This is a genomic window from Psychrobacter sp. NPDC064578 (assembly GCF_044901245.1).
GTDB classification, from domain to species: Bacteria; Pseudomonadota; Gammaproteobacteria; order Pseudomonadales; family Moraxellaceae; genus Psychrobacter; species Psychrobacter cibarius_C.
Genome location: NZ_JBJDPI010000009.1, coordinates 62,198 through 79,276 on the forward strand (window position 1 = coordinate 62,198; position 17,079 = coordinate 79,276).

The following is a 17,079-nucleotide window of genomic DNA, read 5'->3' on the forward strand; positions in this document are numbered from 1 at the left end:
TTAAGTGTATTAACTCGATTATTTCAAGGATGAATTCAATGCTCAACTCTCTAAAATCCCCGTTACTTTTATCAGCAATGTTAAGCGCCACTTTAGGTCTGACAGCATGCTCATCACCAAGTTCAGAAAGTACAGACAGTACGGCAACAGATAGCGCTGCTACTGACACTGCCGCCGACAAGCTGGACACCAAGTTTCTTACCATCGCCACTGGCGGAGCATCTGGCCCTTATAACATCATCGGCACTTCCTTATCAGAAGTCTATGTCAAAACCTTTGGGGTCAACTCAAAAACGCAAACCACTGGCGCTTCAGTCGAAAACGTCAATCTATTGACTCAAGGAAAGGTTGATATGGTGTTGGCGCTTAGTGATGTGGTCACCGACGCGATCGAAGGCAAAAACAACTTTGATAAGCCGATAACCAACATACAACAGATTGCGGTCTTGTACCCTAATGTGGTGCAAATTGTCACCACCAAAAAATCTGGCATCAAAAATATTGAAGACCTACGTGGTAAGCGCATCGCTGTGGGCGATCAAGGCTCTGGCACAGAAGTAAATGCTCGGACGCTATTAGAAGGGTTTGGTATCACATATGATGATGTGACCGTTGATTATTTAGGCTTTGCGGAAGCAGCGGACGGTATGAAAGCGGGTAAAATTGAAGCAGCTTTCTTTAGTAGTGGTCTGCCAAACTCTTCATTGATGGAGCTAGAGCAGGGTCTAGACTTACAGTTGATCACCATCAATCAAGACAAGCTAAAAGAAATCATCGCAACCAAGCCTTACTTTAAGACCTTTGAGATTCCTGCTGGCACTTATGGCAATGACGCCGCGATTCCAACCGCAGCAATCATGAATGCTCTATTGGTTAGCTCTGAGTTGTCTGAAGCAGATGGTTACAAGCTGACCAAAGCATTATTTGACAATTTAGACGGTCTAAAAACAGCGCACCAAGCGGCCAATGATATTAGCTTAGCAACCGCTCGTGAAGGTATGGTCGCACCTATCCATCCTGGCGCTAAAAAGTACTATGATGAGCAAGCAGCTAAATAAGCGATTAGGGTTATTAATTGGCGTGGCAGGCATTGCCGCGCTGGTTTTTTTTACGCTATGGCATCTCTTTGTCCGTCAGCCTGTGGTGGAAGTGCGTGTCGCAGGCATCGATGTTGCTAATGATAAAGTTTGCTACTTCGTAGAGCCAAATTTTCAACTGCGCTGGATACACTCTGTAGAAAAACAATGGTGGGAAGAGCAATACCAACGTATAGACGGCAGCAGTACAGAAGACGCTGCATTGCTGCTGACCACCACTTATTTTGAAGCTTTTGGGGCGGGTACACCCTCAACCGAAGCGCTTGCTCCCATACAAAAACCTGGTTATCTGGGTTATCAAATCAATGAGAAATTGCCTAAGCTCAATTGGGTGGTCTCACGGCTTACCAAAGGTGAGATTGACTATGGTAACTACCAGATGCTCATTCATCGCTGGGTGCCAGACTATTCTGAAGTAACGATCATGCCGACAACGTATGGTTTCATTGATAGATTTAACAAGGATTTGTGTCATGAACTCCCAAGTGATGGATCACAATAATGTGACAACGATGTCAGATAACCATATCAATAACGACTTGCCTATACATTCCAACACGGATGCTGATACTCATGTCGACGCTGAACTTGAGGCGCAAGCCCACAATAAAGCCATATTAGAAAAGTATGATAGAGAATCCATCACAAGGCACATCACTCAAGGACCAGTGAAGTATTTTATCGCTGGACTTTGCATTTTATATTCACTGTTTCATTTATATATCACTTTTAATCCCATGCCAGCGCTGCTACAGCGTTCTGTACACGTGGGTATTGGTTTTGCCTTAATTTTCTTAATTTTCCCCGCAAGTAAAAAAAGCAGCCGTCAGCGCGTTGCATGGTATGACTGGATTTGGTTTGCTCTGTCATTGTCTGGCATGGCTTATCTCATATATGAGTATCAAGATATCGTGACCTCACGTGGCGGTATGGCCAATCAGATGGATGTGATATTTTCGCTGATTACGGTGGTCTGCGTATTAGAAGGCAGTCGCCGTATCACAGGTTGGATTTTACCGATATTGGCAGGGATATTTTTGGCCTATCCGTTTGTCAGCCACTTAGACTTTATGCCCGATAGGCTGCTGACGCGTCCTTATGACATGGGTGATATCTTTGGTCAATTATTCCTAAAAACCGAAGGCTTATACTCTGTTGCGATTGGTGCATCGGTCACTTTTATCTTCTTATTCATTCTTTTTGGTGCATTCTTAGCGCGCTCAGGGATGGGACAGCTGTTTAATGATTTAGCATTGGCAATTGCGGGTCATAAAAAAGGTGGTCCGGCAAAAGTAGCGGTCATCTCCAGTGGCTTTATGGGCAGTATTAATGGCTCTGCTTTGTCAAACGTAGTCAGTACTGGTGCGTTTACCATTCCGCTCATGAAAAAGGTTGGTTACCACAAAGATTTTGCCGGTGCAGTAGAGGCAAGTGCCTCTGTTGGCGGGCAAATATTACCACCAATTATGGGCGCGAGTGCCTTTATCATGGCAGAAACAACAGGCTTGCCGTACAGCACGATTGCGTTGGCAGCATTATTACCCGCGATATTGTATTATCTTGGCGTCATTGCGCAGGTGCATTTTCGCGCTGGTCGTCGCGATCTAAAAGGTATCGCTAAAGAAAGCTTGCCAGCTGTCAAAGAAGTGTTAAAAGCTCGCGGTCATATGCTGCTACCGATTGTATTTTTGATTTTCTTATTAATTAGAAATGTGCCCGTTGGTTATGCAGCGGCTTATACCATTGGTTTTACTGTCGTGGTTAGTATGCTGCGAAAAGAGACTAGAATGGGTTTCTCTGACATTCTGGGTGCATTAGAAGATGGCGCACGCCAGTCGCTCGCGGTAATGGCTGCCTGTGCAGTCGTCGGTATTATCATCGGAGTCGTGAGTCTAACCAGCTTTGGAACGGTGATGACCTCATCAATTGTCACACTTGGTGCAGGGTCGTTATTTTTCACGCTCATTTTGACCATGCTTGCCTCGATGGTATTGGGCATGGGACTACCGTCTATTCCTGCATATATTATTACAGCAACGATGGCAGCACCAGCCTTAGCTGGCTTTGATATTCCAATTTTATCAGCGCATATGTTTGTTTTTTATTTTGGTATCTTTGCCAATATTACACCGCCTGTGTGTCTAGCCGCCTTTGCTGGTGCGGGCATATCTGGTGGCGATCCGATGAAGACAGGGTTCTTATCTCTCAAATTGGCACTCGCCGGATTTATCGTGCCGTTTATGTTTATCTATAGTCCAGCGATGTTAATGATTGATCCTACTGGGCTTGCGGTAACTGCTAAGGACTTCCCGCTACCACCTATTATCGATATTGTCACGGTAGTATTGACGTCAATTACGGGTGTTCTCGCGCTTAGTGCAGCATTAGAGGGTTATTTTAAAAGCGATATGAGCCCAGTAACACGCGTTGTTTTGGCAATCGGAGCTTTGCTATTAATCTATCCTGGAATAACGACTGGTCTAGTGGGTGGCATGATCGTTATTGCTATCGCCATCCTTAATACTAGAAACAGTGGCGAACCAACGCCAACTTTAACCATTTAAGGCGTTGCGGTTAAAGGTTTTAATAATTCGTTAAAGTCATAAAAAAGGGTGAATAACATAAAATGTTATTCACCCTTTTTACATGCTCAGCTTAAGTTTTAAGTATTAGCTCATTAAAATCTGACACTTAGCAGCCAAGTTTGCCTTCTGCTGCCAATGCTTTTTTGCTACGAATTGGTGCAGGGCAGTCTTCGCCGTAGTACTGACGATCGGCAAAATAGCTTGAGCGTACCATTGGGCCTGCCCAAATGTTAAAGAAGCCAATTTTTTTGCCGTAGTCCATATAACGCTGGAACTCGTCTGGATGGACGTAACGATCGACAGGCGCGTGGTTTTTACTAGGTTGCAGATACTGACCAACCGTAATCATATCCACATTGTGCGCTTTTAGGTCATCAAGCAGCGCATAAATCTCTTCTTCGGTCTCACCAAGGCCAACCATAAAGCCGCACTTGGTCGCGATATCAGGGCGACGCTCTTTATAGAGTTTGAGTAAATCTAATGAATGCTGATAGTCAGAACCTGGACGGAAGGCTTTATATAAACGAGGCACGGTTTCGATGTTATGGTTAAAGACATCTGGCGGTGTTTCAGTTAACAAGTCTAGCGCGATATCCATACGACCACGGAAATCAGGCACCAATATTTCAATGAGGCAATTCGGGCTAAGTGCGCGAGATTCATTGAGCACTTCAACGAAATGCATCGCGCCGCCATCTTTTAGATCGTCACGATCCACAGAGGTGATTACCGCATACTTAAGCTGCAAACCTAAAATAGTCTCGGCAGTGTGACGCGGCTCATCTGCATCTAGCTCATTCGGACGACCATGACCGACGTCACAGAACGGACAGCGACGGGTACAGATATCACCCATAATCATAAAGGTCGCGGTGCCATCAGCGAAGCACTGCGGCAGGTTAGGGCAGGCCGCTTCCTCACAAACGGTATAGAGCTTTTGCTCACGCAAGGTGGCTTTGATACGAGCTACTTCAGCAGGCGAGGACATTTTAACCCGAATCCAATCTGGCTTTTTCTTGGCCTCGATGGTCGGAATCACTTTAATTGGGATGCGGGCAACTTTATCGTAGCCACGTAGCTTTTCGCCTTGAATGGCTTTTTTAGGTTTGACCTTAGCAGCAGGCACATGTGTTTGTACGGCAGTTGTCATAATAAAGTATCTCTTAACCCTTTATAGTATAAGGGTTTATGGAATTATTAGAATGTGTTGTGAGTGAGGACATTATAGCAGAAACTTAGGGGCTAATTTTCAATGAATAATGTTTAACTGATCATTTTGAGGTGGATCATTAAGGCTACTATGGTTTGTCTCGCAACCATAGTTTTAAATATCTATATCAATATCCAACTCATTCAGGATTTCTATGGCAGCACGAAACGCTTCTTGAGTGGCAGGTGCCCCGCAATAAGGCAAGCTGTGCATTAATACTTCTCGAATCTCAGCGACAGTTGCGCCGTTATTGATTGCACCTCGAATGTGCCCTTTTAGCTCAGTGGGGCTTTTTTTGCGCAATTAAAAAAGCAATGGTGATTAATGAGCGGTATTTGCGTGGCAATACTGAGTCATCTTGCCACGTGCTGCCCCACGCATGCTCAATGATCCAATCCTGTAATGGCTGAGTGAACCCAGTCGCTGTATCCAGTGAGCGTTTGACATGTGCCTCACCCATGACCTCGGTGCGAACTTTTAGACCGTTTTGATAATTAGCGCTACTCTTTATATCGCTGTTCTCCATATCGCTGTTATCCCTATTTTTGTTTTCCATTGCACTACTATCCATATCATTATCCTTAATGTTTATTCATTTAATATATGGTTAATAAAAGCTACTTTTTAAAGAGCTATCTTTCCACATGCTATTTTCAAAAGAATATTTTATCAAATAATATCCTATAAAGCGTTTAGCAGTCACAGCGTATTTATTTAATCATAAATCGAGCAGTGCTTGACTAAAATGACAAGCTGTATATCGATTGTGCAAGGCTGCTCAATCATATTGTTGATGGTACTATTTATATAATAAATGTTCAATATGAGCCCTTTATAACCGCTTTATGAGCCTTTTAAAGGCTGAGCCATTAACATTTAGGGCGTTTTAAGCTATGATTGCACCAATAATTATTCCATCTAGTATATAGACGCAGGCGGTCATGCTGACTACCCACGTAATGTACTAATACTCCCAACTGACGAGGACGACTATTGTGTTAGAAGCTTATCGTAAACATGTCGAAGAACGTGCTGAGCTAGGAACGGTTCCGCTACCACTGAATGAAAAACAAGTAGCAGAGTTGGTTGAACTACTAAAGAATCCACCAGCAGGCGAAGATGCGTTCTTGATGAACCTGCTAGAAAACCGTATTCCTGCTGGCGTTGACCAAGCGGCTTACGTTAAAGCAGCGTTTTTAGCAGCGATCCTTAAGGGTGAAACCTCTTCACCACTTATTAGCAAGCAAAAAGCCGTTCAAATCCTAGGCACGATGCAAGGTGGCTACAACGTTCAACCATTGGTTGCGGCACTGGATGACGCGGAAGTGGCACAAGATGCTGCTGAAGCGTTGAAAAAGACATTGCTGGTGTTTGACGCGTTCAATGATGTGACTGAAAAAGCAGAAGCGGGCAATGCTATCGCTAAAGAAGTGGTGCAATCTTGGGCTGACGCTGAATGGTTCTTGAACCGTGATGCTGTGCCAGCAAAAACGACTTACACGACGTTTAAAGTGACTGGCGAAACCAACACCGATGATTTGTCGCCTGCGCAAGATGCGTGGAGCCGCCCTGATATCCCATTGCATTCATTGGCTATGCACAAAAACTCTCGCGACGGCATCACTGCTGACGAAGAGGGCGTTGTCGGTCCAATGAAGCAAATCGAAGCGCTTAAAGAAAAAGGCCATCCGCTAGCTTATGTTGGTGACGTGGTAGGTACTGGCTCTAGCCGTAAATCTGCGACCAACTCAGTATTGTGGCTCATGGGCGATGATATCCCTAACGTGCCAAACAAACGTGGCGGCGGTCTAGTACTTGGTAACAATATTGCGCCTATCTTCTTTAACACCATGGAAGATTCTGGCGCATTGCCAATCGAAAAAGTAGCCGTTGATAACCTAAACATGGGTGATGTGTTTGACATCTATCCGTATGAAGGCAAAATCACTAAGCATGATTCTGATGAAGTGTTGTCTACGTTCAAATTGAACTCACCAACATTGCTTGATGAAGTTCGTGCTGGCGGTCGTATTCCATTGATCGTTGGTCGTGGTTTGACCAATCGTGCCCGCGCGTACATGGGTCTTGGACATTCAGATATCTTTGCTAAGCCAGAAGAGCCAGTTGATACGGGTAAAGGCTTTACCCTAGCGCAAAAAATGGTCGGTAAAGCTTGTGGTCTAGAGGGCGTACGTCCGGGCATGTACTGTGAGCCTAAAATGACGACTGTAGGATCGCAGGATACGACTGGTCCGATGACTCGTGATGAGCTAAAAGATCTAGCATGTTTAGGTTTCCAAGCAGATCTAGTAATGCAGTCATTCTGTCATACGGCTGCTTATCCAAAGCCAGTTGACGTTGAAACTCAGCACACACTACCTGACTTTATCATGAACCGTGGCGGCGTAAGCTTACGTCCTGGTGATGGTATCATTCATAGCTGGTTGAACCGTATGCTACTTCCAGATACCGTTGGTACTGGTGGTGACTCGCATACGCGTTTCCCAATGGGTATCTCATTCCCAGCAGGTTCTGGTTTAGTAGCATTCGCAGCAGCGACTGGTGTTATGCCACTTGATATGCCTGAATCTGTCCGTGTACGCTTCGTTGGCGAACGTCAGGCTGGTATCACGCTACGTGACCTAGTACATGCGATTCCTTATCAAGCGATCAAAGAAGGTCTATTGACCGTTGATAAGAAAGGCAAAATCAACGAGTTCAATGGTCGTATCTTAGAGATCGAAGGTCTAGAAGATTTGACCGCTGAGCAAGCGTTTGAATTGTCTGATGCCTCAGCTGAGCGTAGTGCTGCTGGTTGTACTATCACTTTGTCTGAAGCGTCGGTGACTGAGTACTTAAACTCAAACATCACGCTACTTAAGTGGATGATCTCAGAAGGCTATGGCGATGCGCGTACTATCAGCCGTCGTATCGAGCAGATGCAAGAATGGCTAGCAAACCCAAGCCTATTGCGTGCTGATGCTGATGCAGAATACGCCATCGATATGACTATCGATATGAGCACTATCAAAGAGCCTATCCTTTGCTGCCCGAACGATCCAGACGATGCAAAAACATTGGCTGATGTCGCTGGCGATACCATTGATGAAGTATTCATTGGTTCATGTATGACCAACATCGGTCATTTCCGCGCTGCGGGTAAACTGCTACAAGACGTACCAGCAGGTAGTTTGAAAACTCGTCTATGGATTGCGCCGCCGACTAAGATGGATGCGCGTCAGTTGATGGAAGAAGGTTACTACAACATCTACGCTCAAGCCGGTGCTCGTACTGAGATGCCAGGTTGTTCACTATGTATGGGTAACCAAGCACGTATCGCACCGAAATCTACGGCGGTATCGACGTCAACTCGTAACTTCCCGAACCGTCTGGGTCAAGGCGCTAACGTATACCTAGCTTCTGCAGAGCTTGCAGCCGTAGCAGCGGTACTTGGTAAATTGCCAACCAACGAAGAATATCAGCAGTACGCTGGTATGCTTGATAGCATGGGCGAGGAAGTGTATCAGTATATGAACTTTGATCGTATGGATTCTTATACTGAAGAAGCCGACAAAATTAACGTTGCTCAGTTGACCTAATATTGTTTCAAGCTTAAGCAAAACGTTTTTCAGTTCTAAAAATAGAAACCCCGTATCATCATGATGCGGGGTTTTTTGTGCTATAAGTATAGCTATTATTAAATCTTTTAATAATAATAGCTAAATAAGTTTTGAGTGTTTTTCAGTATTGCTTTTTTTAAAGTATAGGAGTTTTAATGTCTACTGGTATATACGTTGAGAACTGTAAAAATGTGACTATAGAGGGTAATAGATTTCAAAATATAGATAACCCAGTTGTAATTAAGCGTACAAAAGGTATATATGCTGATAATAATGTAGCTACTTATGACAGTGGGTATTTTAGACTAACTCGATTGACAATTGCTATGAGGAGAATAATTAATGGGTAATAATAATCCGATGTTTGACTTAGAAGATTGCGAAGATATTGAGCTTCATAATAATAAAACTAGTTCTAACACTCTACTTAAAGCTAAAAATGCAAAAAGCATCAAAGCTAGTAAAAATGAGTCTTCATCAAAAATCAATGCTATTCGCAAAACTTGGCATGAAACAGCTTTTGGTAAAATTATAATTGGGTTAGTTATTGGTGTAATATTAATAATAGTAAAGCTGATGTTCAGTTAGAAAATTTGAATAAATGATATATGTTCTGATATACGGAGTTAATTATTATAAACCGGTTTAAGTTTTTCAATATAAGCGGTAAAACCTTCTTTAAAGTCATCAGTAAAATCCATTATTTTTTTATTGTTCATCTTTAATATTTAGTGTTCTATTAAGTATTATTTTGCTATAAGCTGCGACTGGTTTCTCTCATTATCTTATGTATAATATGGGGGCAGGCGGAAACCGTGGCTCTGCAATTCATTCATCTTTTTCTATCTCGGGACGGACCGATACTTTGATAGGCACTTTTTTGTTGACGCTCAAGTGCTTTGGAGTCTTGGTTGATTACTTTATCCCCACTCAAACGTCGTATCGTCTATGTGACTATTTTCGAGCTTATCGCTATCATTTCTTCTACTTTCGTATTGATGAAGCTGAGCGGTAGCGACGCGGCAGAATCCTTACCAGTTGCTGTGATGGTGTCATTGGCAGCGGTGATTTGGAACCTCTTATACAATACAGCTTTTGAAGCGTGGGAACGTCGCAAGCAGGTGGCAAAGCGCACCTTACTCATTCGCAGTGCGCATGCATTAGGATTTGAAGGGGGATTGGTGTTGATTTGCTTACCACTTTATATGATTTGGTATGATGTTGGCTTAATCAAAGCTTTTATGATGGAAGCAGCGTTACTGCTATTTTTCTTGGTTTATACCTTTATCTTTACCTTGGGTTTTGACAAGATATTTACCTTACCGCATCACTATAAGACAGCCTCTGATTCTTAAGAGTTAAAAGTGTTAAAGATATGCTTAATACAGAATTTTCTTGATATCGTATGACCTAAAAAAAAGGCTGCCATTAGGTAGCCTTTTTGATGATAGCGCAAAATAGAATGTGATCAGGTTATTATTTACCTTGATAAACCGGCTTACGTTTTTCCATAAAGGCGGTAATACCTTCTTTAAAATCATCCATTTTAGCAAGCATGGTCTGTTGATCCACTTCCATATCGAGCGCTTCATTGAGACCCATATAAGCGTGCGTATTAATCATATGCTTCATTGATGCCAATGCTTTTCCGGGCAGATTGCTCAGGCGCGTTGCCAATGCCAATACGCTAGCATCCAGCTCGTCGCTACTGACCACATCATTAACCAAGTTTAAGCGTGCCATATCTTCCGCTTTGAGTTTATCGCCAAGCATGACCATCTCCGTGGTTTTTGCCACACCAATCAATTGATTCAGTAAATAAATGCCGCCAGCATCTGGTATTAGACCGATATTGACAAAGGCTTGCACGAATTTGGCATTATCAGCGGCTATGCGAAAATCACAAGTCAGTGCCAAGTTCATGCCAGCACCTGCCACTGCGCCTTCTAATTTGGCGATAATAGGCTTATGAATATTACGCAACTTTAAGCTAATCTCAGCGACTTCGCCAACCATAAAGTTTAGCTTATTCGACAGCGCCTCGCTTTCCATGCCGTTTTCTAACATCTCACCGATATGACCGCCACTTGAAAAGTTATTGCCTGCGCCTTGCAGGATGATGACTCTGACGTCTTTGTCTTCATCTGCGTTCGTCAGTGCATTCATCATGGCATCTTTGAGCACTGTGCTAAAGGCATTCAGTGTTTTGGGATCGTTCATCGTGATGGTTGCGATATGGTTTTCTACTTGATATTCGACGAGAGGGTGTGACATGGTTGATATCCTTAATTGAGTTTTCTGTAAAACGTTTTTGGTAACACTAGCTATTGGCAGTAAATGTGACAAATATTGCAATGGCAATTACTATAGCAGTTTGAGCTTATTATAAAAGCAGGATGTGTGCGCGCTTAAGACATGATTCAGGTATGGTGTTTTTTGCTGCTATCATATTGCTAAAATTATTAAACCTACCATTCAAAAATAAGGCTACTATCTGTAGAAAGGTTGAATTATGCTAGGGCATGTCCTCAATTCAATCGAGCATTCTCTAAATGGGTTGAAAATGGCTAAATTTTGCCAAACTGCGTCAAATAGCTGATGAATATCTCGATATTATTTGTGCTATTTTCCTTGTTTAGCGGTAATTTATCTCATTTTTTTCACCATTTTTAAAATGAAGACACGCCCTAGAAGGCAGGTTTTCAAAGACTGATTTTTATTTATTAAACCAACAAGGAAGTGGTTATGCCAATTATTCATGTCAATAATGTTGAACTTTATTACGAAGACAGCGCGCCAAACGATAAGCAAAAACCCATCATGGTATTTGCCCACGGTCTGCTGTGGAATACACACCTATTTGACAAGCAAGTCGAGTATTTCAAAGCTGGTTATCGCTGTATTACGTTTGATTTTCGGGGACAAGGTCAGTCTGAAATAACCAAGTCTGGCTATGATATGGAAACCTTAACCGAGGATACATTGGCATTATTAGAGGCGCTAGATATTCATAAATGCCATTTGTTAGGGCTATCAATGGGTGGGTTTGTCGCCCAGCGTGTCGCACTCAAACGCCCTGAGCTATTGCTGTCGCTTACCCTGTTAGAGACTTCTGCTGATCCTGAAGATCCCAAAAACGTGCCGCAGTATCGTAAGCTGGTCAAAGCCATTCGTTGGCTGGGTCTCAAACGCGTGAGTAACAAGGTCATGCCTATTATGTTTGGCAATACTTTTTTGACAGATAAGTTGCGTAAGTCTGATCGTAAGCAGTGGTTAACGATGCTACAAGGCAATCGCAAAGGCGGGGTCATTAAGGCAACGATGGGCGTCATTGAACGGTCAGGCACCTACGATCAGCTAGGAAGTGTTACGGTGCCGACATTAATTGTGGTCGGTGATGAGGACACAGCAACCCCTTATTCAAAGGCTGAACGTATGCATTTTGCGATAGCAGGGTCTAAATTGGCAGTAATCAAGGGCGCTGGTCATACCGCCACCGTAGAAGAGCCTGAGCAGGTCAATCGAGTGATTAACACCTTTTTAGCGGACTGTGTCTAGTTTTGAGTTGGTCTTGAAATAGCCTTAAATAAGGCATCGTTTTAATAATAATAGAGTAATGAAATCTTTGTGCTAAAAAAAGCCGTTATCTTGAATGTGATAACGGCTTTTTTATTGAGCGCATGTAAAAGAGTGCATTTAAAATATTAATTTGAAACATTGATTTGAAATTAGGGCACGTACTTATTTTTAGCCCATTTAGGCGCTTTCGTTCAGGTTCAGGACATGCCTTATTAACCTTAAGGTTTTTATTTATAACCGTGCCGTATAGTCATTATTGCCGTCATCAAGAGTGCCACATGCCTCGGCACGATTGACGATTTCTGTTGCCCACGCGCGATGGGTAGCAGGCTCTAGCATGGTATTATTATATTTAAACACCGCTTTCGCCTCGCTATGCAAGATTGCTTGCGCCTCATCTAAAATGCTCAATGGTACGCAATAGGCTTGTTGCACCAGCGCAATTTGGCTTGGATGAATGACTGTTTTGCCGACCAATCCTAAGCTAACATCGCGGGTCAGCTCTTGCATAAATAGCGTTGGCTGATCCAAATACTCAAAGACAGGCGCTGTTAAATAAAAGCCATGTGGCACAAAGCAGCCGAGCAGCTGATAGGCAAGGGTGCCGATAGGAGTATCATAAACGATGCTGTTTTTGGGACGTCGCAAACGCAATGCTGCAAATAAATCATTGCCACCGATACGCAAAGCAAATACAGGCTGGCTAAAGGCTTCTTTAAAACCAATGGCCAATTCCTGATTATGATGTGGATTAAATAGCGCTGCGGTTTCAAGCGTCGGCATTAATAGTTGCTCAGTACTCAGATTTTGACAGGCCATACGCCAATTAGACAGACTATACATATCGACTTTTGGCATGACAAAGCCATCAATCAAATCGATATGGGCAAAACCTGAGAGCTGCTCTAACATCGCTGGATGACGCGGACGTATAAATACCAGCGGGCGTGTTGGTTGCTCAATCTGAATGTCGGCATGTTTTGATGGGTCATTGATGCTATCGACATGCGTCGCCCATGTATGCAGCAACGTTTGCAAGCGCTCAATTGCCAGCTCAACATCATTATGGCTAACCGCATCTTCTAGGCAGATGATAATACTATTAATCGTTGGTAATTTATCACGCTTAATGACTTGCCAAATATCTTGGCGAGTTGCTGGCATGTATAGGCTAGCCCCCAACTGATACGGGTGATGCGCATGTGGTTTGAGCATCGCATGACGCTCAGTAATAAGGTGAGCGTAAGACTGGGTGTTTTGATAAAGAGTAGACTCGTTGTTTTGCATATCTGACATAATTGGCATCATCAATAGTGATAAGTGAATGGGTATAAAATCTAAGAGGTATCATCAAGTGGTATGGCTTAGCAGCAATGACCGCAAACCCAAAAATACGTTTGGTAATGTCAAATTCGTTTAGCCGACAAGAAGGAGTAGTTTTACCTTTTTCTTTCGCTGCTTTGAGTTTGAGACGGGTCTGGTTTATAAAAAACGCGAGTGTAGCAATGATTAATGGTCTTCGCTACGTTGCTTGATAAGCGTGATGGCTTGATAGGGATGTATTTTATCACCTAATACACTAACAATGATATTTCGCTGGGCACATAAATGTCTTAGCAGTATGGTATCAGGATGATCAGCGCTGGCTAATAGTATGCGTTCAGGGTCACGGCGCAATATCGCCCGTGTTGCCTCTGCAATCGTTGGCTTAATGCGGTTACGATTGGCGATATCGTAATCTGCTGCCAGCTTGTCGATTAAAGCAGCTGTCTGATAGCGCGGCTGCTGAAACGTCGGCAAACATTGCAAAGATGGGGCTAATGCACGGCGCGCTGCATCGATATGAGCGATGAAAGCTAAGCTATGGTCGACCTCAATTAAGTTATCATAAAACACGCTGCGGTGTAGCCCCAATGCCGGCTCAGTATATAAGCTACGTGATATAAGCCCCGACACCGTACTATTTAATAATCCTGACGGAATTAGCCAGTCATCGATACTAGCTGCAAGCCAAGCAACGCCAGCTGGATCAGCCAGCGTTAATAAGGGAATAACATCTGCCCCTTGATGAAAGATATTGGCAAAGTTTGCATGACTAGGATCGCTAAATTTTTCTAAACTATGAGCAAGCTCTTGATAAATTGCGCCTTTGCCTGTCCAGCCGTCAACAAATACGATAGGACTGTCTGGATGAGCATTCAATATCATTTGTAACGCAACTGGATCAAGTCCGCGGTCGCGAATGATGCTGATACCATAATGCACGCTCGGCAAAGCAGAGCTGCTATTAACGTCTGCTAACGCACGCTGCAACAAAACGCCAACTGGCAAACCTGCGCGTACCAAACTGACTAAGACTAGCGGGCGCTCATTATTAACGGTATGTTCATTTCGAGATTTTTGAAAAGTATGATGTAGCGTATAAGCCAAATTAGCAATATCAGTGGCAGCCCTCTCAGCTCCTTGCTCTAATGCTTGCGTGTATAGCTGCTCATGCATAGCAGTAGGCGCTTGCTCCAAGGTCAACATATCAGAATAATGACGTTGGCCACTTTGAATGAGCGCTTCTTTTTGACTGACTGGCACATCGGCGACCGCGTCTTTAGCGACGATATCGAGCAGTACGGTCACATCACTGGCAAGATAGCTGCCTGAGCCATATGCTTCTAATTTTTGAACATTAGGGTTTGTTATATGATGGGTCATAAAATAATTTCTACTTCTATAAACGGCGGCGATTATTGTTTTTATTTAGGAGAGATTAAGTGTTTAGAATGATTGAGAGCTAAGTCGTTCATTTAACTGACCATGATTGGGCATACCATACCAGTCAAGCAGCTGTAAAAATGGTAAATCTGCCAGACTGTCACCAAAGCCAAAGCTTGGTCGTTGACTGTCTAAATGATTAGCTAACAAGAACTGTACCGCATGGCGCTTATGAACTGCGTGCGGCAATATCGCTAGATTATTCGCATTCACGTGCACATAAAAATCCTGCTCAAAGTCTCGTATTAACGTTGGCAGTTTTGCAGCGAGATCTATTAATGCTTGATGGTCTTTTTGCGCATGTTTGATAGCCAGATAAATGGTTAATTCTCTATTATCAGCGCCCTTACTAAAGCTATCGATATGTGGTGTAAAGACCAGCTGGCTATTGTCATTTTTGCTGTGATTCGCGAATAGCTGGCTCAGCTGCTGCAATTTTTCTTGCAATGGCGCAAGCTTACTATACATATGCTGTTGCCAATGGGCTTGTAACATACCGTCTTTGTCAAGAATAATCGCGCCATGAGTCAAAACTTGCCAACTGTCAAAATGCAGTTTAACACGCTGGATTTCACTACGGTCACGTGCCGTCACTACAATTAGATCAGTGCTAGCAAGTAGCCAGTTAAAAAACGTGGCTTGGCGCTGACTCATAAAACTTAATGGCTCGCCTTGTTTGTTAACGGTTGCGCAAACTAAGTTTTCAGCTTCAGTGGTGGGTAAGTCCCATGCGTCAATTTTACGCTGAGTTTGAAAGAGCGTATCGTCCAAATCCATTAGCGCGTAAGGCTTGAGAATATCAGGATTGGCTTGAAAGAATGGGCTGGTCATAAAGGTGTCCGTAAGGGTTGAATGTGAAAAGCAGAGCTGGATTTAGAGGATGGTTTTAATGGGACAGTTCTTATAAAATAATTTACAGCGTCGGACTCACCACCAATACATTCTCCAAACCTTTCCACATAGTATCAACGCTATCAGCGGACGTTTCTACACACAAGACAATCAAATCCCAATCGCTAGGTGTAACGTTGTACGCAAAGTTGGTCATACCAAGCCCATAATTATCATTAAAACTTAGCATCGAGGTAATTGCGCCACCAAGCGCAATCGGTGAGCGGGTTAACGCACTAAAATTAACCGTATTCTTACTATTCTCTATATGCGTATTTTGCGCAAGCCATTCAGCCAATAAAAACGGTAACCAAACAAACTCATTACTGCCCAATACTAAGATACGCTGTGGCAACTGCTCTTTATCAAACGGCTCTTTCTCAGGTTGAGCTTGCTTGTTAAAAACGTTAAAGGCAGTTTGAAACCTCAAAAGATAATGATCAAACCCATCGGTGCTATCTAGGGTTGGGAAACGTCCCCAATTGCCAGTATTACCTAGCGCCTGACTGCCTGCTTCAGTTGTATCAACCGACGGCATCGTGATCGGTTCAGGATTGGGCGCATCCGTCCAAGTCCATGCACCAGACAGTAGATGATGGCGTTGAAAGTGGATATTAGGCAGGCGTTTTGCGATTTGGTCAGATACAGCTTCATTGGCATCGGCTGCATGCTGTTTCTGGTTTAAAGACCAATCAACCAAAGTGGTAAGATGTACTTGCTCTAGTTGGTCAAGTCCTGCGTTACGAAGGGCAGTGACGACATTGACGCAAGTATTGCCTGTCGATGCTTCATCATCCACCATAATCAAGGTCTTGCTCGCTAATAACTGCGCTTGGGTCACTGTATCTGCACTTTGATAAATGAGATGCTGGCTGGCATGACTATGGTCTTCGCTGAAAGTGGTTAATAAAGAGTCGCTGCTACTGTCCTTATTGTCATCATGTTGCGCATGCCGCGTAGAGTTCAATAGTAAGGCTTTGGGGTAACGCGTTTGTAGCGCTTGATGTACCCCCGCAGATAAGCCAACCGCCGTCTCTGCCATACCGATGACTAAAATCGGCTCAGGCAAATCGCTAGGAACCAAATTCGCCAAGTCAGTAAAAGCATGACGCATGGTACTAGGAGCCACTGGAATATGACGACCTAATACTTTTGAGACAAACAAAAAGGCACGTTTTGGGTTAATGCGTTGTGCAAATCCAAGTAAGTCTTCTAATTGATAATCATTACTTGGTTCTGCCCCATTTTTCGTAGTGGCTGAATTGGTTTGATAGGTTAAATCAAGATTGCCGCGTGGTAGGGTAATGGTGCAGACATAGCTTTTTTTCATG

The 17,079-nt window shown here is 43.4% G+C and carries 14 protein-coding genes and 1 pseudogene; 8 read left to right on the forward strand and 7 right to left on the reverse strand.

Annotated features, from left to right (window positions below; all coding sequences use genetic code 11):
• Window positions 1-38 precede the first annotated feature (38 nt).
• From ACI2JM_RS11460 to ACI2JM_RS11470, 3 genes are read left to right on the forward strand one after another with little or no spacing between them, the layout of a single operon-like run.
• Window positions 39-1,058: a TAXI family TRAP transporter solute-binding subunit gene (locus ACI2JM_RS11460; RefSeq protein ID WP_404644292.1), complete on the forward strand. Its 1,020-nt coding sequence runs from the start codon at window positions 39-41 to the stop codon at window positions 1,056-1,058.
• Window positions 1,039-1,599 carry a DUF1850 domain-containing protein gene (locus ACI2JM_RS11465; RefSeq protein ID WP_404644293.1) on the forward strand — a complete coding sequence of 187 codons (561 nt, stop codon included), beginning with the start codon at window positions 1,039-1,041 and terminating at the stop codon, window positions 1,597-1,599. Before ACI2JM_RS11460 ends, ACI2JM_RS11465 begins: the two co-directional genes overlap by 20 nt.
• Before the next feature lie 10 nt (window positions 1,600-1,609).
• Window positions 1,610-3,661, forward strand: a complete 2,052-nt coding sequence (locus tag ACI2JM_RS11470) for a TRAP transporter permease (protein ID WP_404644406.1) — start codon at window positions 1,610-1,612, stop codon at window positions 3,659-3,661.
• Window positions 3,662-3,788: 127 nt separating this feature from the next.
• On the opposite strand, the gene lipA is transcribed toward ACI2JM_RS11470, so the two are convergent.
• Together lipA and ACI2JM_RS11480 are read right to left on the reverse strand one after the other, a co-directional pair.
• Window positions 3,789-4,832 (reverse strand): lipoyl synthase, encoded by a 1,044-nt coding sequence (gene lipA / locus ACI2JM_RS11475; RefSeq protein WP_055123860.1) that lies wholly within the window; start codon window positions 4,830-4,832, stop codon window positions 3,789-3,791.
• A gap of 174 nt (window positions 4,833-5,006) precedes the next feature.
• A pseudogene (locus tag ACI2JM_RS11480) lies at window positions 5,007-5,418 on the reverse strand (carboxymuconolactone decarboxylase family protein).
• 469 nt (window positions 5,419-5,887) lie between these two features.
• On the opposite strand from ACI2JM_RS11480, the gene acnB reads away from it, so the two are divergent.
• The 4 genes from acnB (at window position 5,888) to ACI2JM_RS11500 (ending at window position 9,867) form a co-directional block, all read left to right on the forward strand.
• Window positions 5,888-8,491: a bifunctional aconitate hydratase 2/2-methylisocitrate dehydratase gene (acnB, locus tag ACI2JM_RS11485; protein ID WP_193007569.1), complete on the forward strand. Its 2,604-nt coding sequence runs from the start codon at window positions 5,888-5,890 to the stop codon at window positions 8,489-8,491.
• Between the two features lie 176 nt (window positions 8,492-8,667).
• On the forward strand, window positions 8,668-8,862 hold the full coding sequence (locus tag ACI2JM_RS11490; RefSeq protein WP_404644296.1) for a hypothetical protein: 195 nt from the start codon (window positions 8,668-8,670) through the stop codon (window positions 8,860-8,862).
• The gene (locus ACI2JM_RS11495) at window positions 8,855-9,100 is read left to right on the forward strand and encodes a hypothetical protein (protein ID WP_238035014.1); all 246 of its coding nucleotides are present in this window, start codon (window positions 8,855-8,857) and stop codon (window positions 9,098-9,100) included. Before ACI2JM_RS11490 ends, ACI2JM_RS11495 begins: the two co-directional genes overlap by 8 nt.
• Window positions 9,101-9,423: 323 nt before the next feature.
• Window positions 9,424-9,867 (forward strand): PACE efflux transporter, encoded by a 444-nt coding sequence (locus tag ACI2JM_RS11500; protein WP_404644298.1) that lies wholly within the window; start codon window positions 9,424-9,426, stop codon window positions 9,865-9,867.
• A 121-nt stretch (window positions 9,868-9,988) separates the two neighbouring features.
• On the opposite strand, the gene ACI2JM_RS11505 is transcribed toward ACI2JM_RS11500, so the two are convergent.
• Entirely contained in the window at window positions 9,989-10,786 is a 798-nt protein-coding gene (locus tag ACI2JM_RS11505; protein ID WP_404644300.1) for an enoyl-CoA hydratase/isomerase family protein, read from the reverse strand.
• Window positions 10,787-11,257: 471 nt separating this feature from the next.
• Between ACI2JM_RS11505 and ACI2JM_RS11510 the strand changes: the two genes are divergently transcribed.
• Window positions 11,258-12,070, forward strand: a complete 813-nt coding sequence (locus ACI2JM_RS11510) for an alpha/beta fold hydrolase (RefSeq protein WP_404644302.1) — start codon at window positions 11,258-11,260, stop codon at window positions 12,068-12,070.
• Between the two features lie 252 nt (window positions 12,071-12,322).
• Here ACI2JM_RS11510 and ACI2JM_RS11515 read toward each other — a convergent pair whose 3' ends face one another.
• The 4 genes from ACI2JM_RS11515 to ACI2JM_RS11530 form a co-directional block, all read right to left on the reverse strand.
• Window positions 12,323-13,387, reverse strand: a complete 1,065-nt coding sequence (locus tag ACI2JM_RS11515; protein WP_193007565.1) for an HpcH/HpaI aldolase/citrate lyase family protein — start codon at window positions 13,385-13,387, stop codon at window positions 12,323-12,325.
• Between the two features lie 213 nt (window positions 13,388-13,600).
• Complete coding sequence (locus ACI2JM_RS11520) at window positions 13,601-14,797, reverse strand: cysteine protease StiP domain-containing protein (protein ID WP_404644304.1); 1,197 nt, start codon at window positions 14,795-14,797, stop codon at window positions 13,601-13,603.
• 63 nt (window positions 14,798-14,860) lie between these two features.
• A complete protein-coding gene (locus ACI2JM_RS11525) occupies window positions 14,861-15,688 on the reverse strand; it encodes an HAD hydrolase family protein (protein ID WP_404644306.1) in 828 nt (275 codons plus the stop codon).
• 82 nt (window positions 15,689-15,770) lie between these two features.
• Window positions 15,771-17,078, reverse strand: a complete 1,308-nt coding sequence (locus tag ACI2JM_RS11530) for a phosphoribosyltransferase domain-containing protein (protein ID WP_404644308.1) — start codon at window positions 17,076-17,078, stop codon at window positions 15,771-15,773.
• Between the last annotated feature and the right edge of the window lies 1 nt (window position 17,079).

Coding starts and splice junctions, on each gene's coding strand:
- ACI2JM_RS11460 (WP_404644292.1), top strand. CDS start 39: ATGCTCAACTCTCTAAAATCCCCGTTACTTTTATCAGCAATGTTAAGC.
- ACI2JM_RS11465 (WP_404644293.1), top strand. CDS start 1,039: ATGAGCAAGCAGCTAAATAAGCGATTAGGGTTATTAATTGGCGTGGCA.
- ACI2JM_RS11470 (WP_404644406.1), top strand. CDS start 1,610: ATGTCAGATAACCATATCAATAACGACTTGCCTATACATTCCAACACG.
- lipA (WP_055123860.1), bottom strand. CDS start 4,832: ATGACAACTGCCGTACAAACACATGTGCCTGCTGCTAAGGTCAAACCT.
- ACI2JM_RS11490 (WP_404644296.1), top strand. CDS start 8,668: ATGTCTACTGGTATATACGTTGAGAACTGTAAAAATGTGACTATAGAG.
- ACI2JM_RS11495 (WP_238035014.1), top strand. CDS start 8,855: ATGGGTAATAATAATCCGATGTTTGACTTAGAAGATTGCGAAGATATT.
- ACI2JM_RS11505 (WP_404644300.1), bottom strand. CDS start 10,786: ATGTCACACCCTCTCGTCGAATATCAAGTAGAAAACCATATCGCAACC.
- ACI2JM_RS11510 (WP_404644302.1), top strand. CDS start 11,258: ATGCCAATTATTCATGTCAATAATGTTGAACTTTATTACGAAGACAGC.
- ACI2JM_RS11515 (WP_193007565.1), bottom strand. CDS start 13,387: ATGTCAGATATGCAAAACAACGAGTCTACTCTTTATCAAAACACCCAG.
- ACI2JM_RS11520 (WP_404644304.1), bottom strand. CDS start 14,797: ATGACCCATCATATAACAAACCCTAATGTTCAAAAATTAGAAGCATAT.
- ACI2JM_RS11525 (WP_404644306.1), bottom strand. CDS start 15,688: ATGACCAGCCCATTCTTTCAAGCCAATCCTGATATTCTCAAGCCTTAC.
- ACI2JM_RS11530 (WP_404644308.1), bottom strand. CDS start 17,078: ATGAAAAAAAGCTATGTCTGCACCATTACCCTACCACGCGGCAATCTT.